This window comes from Streptomyces sp. CO7 (assembly GCF_053474865.1).
This window is the reverse complement of sequence record NZ_JBRIOU010000005.1, coordinates 135,385-136,964: the sequence shown is the minus strand read 5'-3', so window position 1 is coordinate 136,964 and position 1,580 is coordinate 135,385. Positions and strand designations below refer to the sequence as shown.

At 75.8% G+C, this 1,580-nt stretch carries 1 protein-coding gene; it reads right to left on the bottom strand.

The window, feature by feature from the left end:
- Positions 1 to 1,580: protein translocase subunit SecD (gene secD, locus ACOV8S_RS18960; RefSeq protein WP_448318994.1), on the bottom strand; the 1,580-nt coding region annotated here is incomplete at both ends.

Here is a 1,580-nt window from a genome sequence, read left to right as displayed (position 1 = left end):
CCGCCACCACCGCGCAGCAGTTCGCGGACGCGGTCGAAGACGACGACGGAGTCGTTGACCGAGTAGCCGATGACGGTGAGCAGCGCGGCCAGGAAGACGCCGTCGAGCGGCTTGCCGAGCCAGGCGAAGACGCCGACCAGCACGACCACGTCGTGGGCGAGGGCGCCGACCGCCGCCGCGCCGAACCGGCCGCGGAACCGGGCGGCGAGGTAGAGGAGCTGGGCTCCCAAGGCCACGCCGAGCGCGATCAGGGCGTTGCGGCGCAGCTCCTCCCCCAGGCTCGGGCCGATCAGCTCGTCGCGGACCTTCTCCACGCCGGCCTCGTCCCCCGCACCGTCGGCGGCCTCGGCAGCTTCGGCGGCCTCGGCGGCGAGGGTGCGGGTGACGGTGCCGGTCTCGGCGTCGGTCAGCCGCTCGGTGCGCACGGTCAGGCCGCCGTCGCCCGAGGACTGGACGACGGCCTGCGGGAACCCGGCGTCGGCGAGGGCCGCCCGGGCCCGATCCGGGTCGACGGAGTGCGTGGTGGCGTACTGCAGGAGCCGGCCGCCGGTGAAGTCGATGCCCAGGTCGACGCCGCGGACCGCGATGCCGGACCCGGCGAGCACCAGCACGGCCGCGGAGGCGGCGAGCCAGCGGCGCGGGCGGCGCATCAGGTGGATGTCGCGGCGGGCGAGGGCGGTGCGGACCCGTCCGGCGGTGGCGATGCCGGTGATCCCCGGGCGGCGGCGCACCCACCGCCGGGAGACGGCGAAGTCGGCGAGCACCCGGGTGACCACCAGGGCGCTGACCATGGAGGCGAGCACACCGATGCCGAGGGTGACGCCGAAGCCGCGGACCGGGCCGGACGCCAGCAGGAAGAGCAGCCCGGCGGCGATCAGCGTCGTCACGTTGGAGTCGGCGATCGCGCTGAAGGCGTTGCGGAAGCCGGCCGCCAGGGCGGAGCGCAGTCCGGGCCTGGCTCGGGCGGCGTGTTCCTCGCGGGCACGCTCGAAGACGAGGACGTTGGCGTCCACCGCCATGCCGATGGCGAGCACGAAACCGGCCAGTCCGGGCAGGGTGAGGGTGGCGCCGAGGACGGCCAGGGCGGCGTAGGAGATCAGGCCGTAGCAGAGCAGCGCGACCACGGCCAGGACACCCAGCAGGCGGTAGGCCCGGATGATGAACAGGGCGGTCAGCGCGGTGCCGATGACCGCCGCCCAGGCGCTCGCCTCGATGGCGCGGGCGCCCAGGGTGGGGCCGACGGTGTGCTGTTCGACGGTCTCCAGGGGCACGGGGAGCGCGCCGCCGTTGATCAGCATGGCCAGCCGGCCGGCCTCGTCGCCGGTGAACGACCCGGTGATCTGGGTGGTGCCGCCGGCGATGCCCTCGCCGCAGCCGACGGAGGGGTCGACCTGCGGGGAGGAGACGACGCGGTCGTCCAGGACGATGGCGACGCGGCGGGCGGGGTCGCCGGGCCGGGCGCAGGCGGCCTCGCCGGTGAGCTCGGCCCAGCGGTCGCTCCCGGCGCGGTCGAAGTCGAGCGTGACGTGCCAGCCGGCGCCGGTCTGCGCGTCGTGGCGGGCGTCGGCGGTGTCCACGTC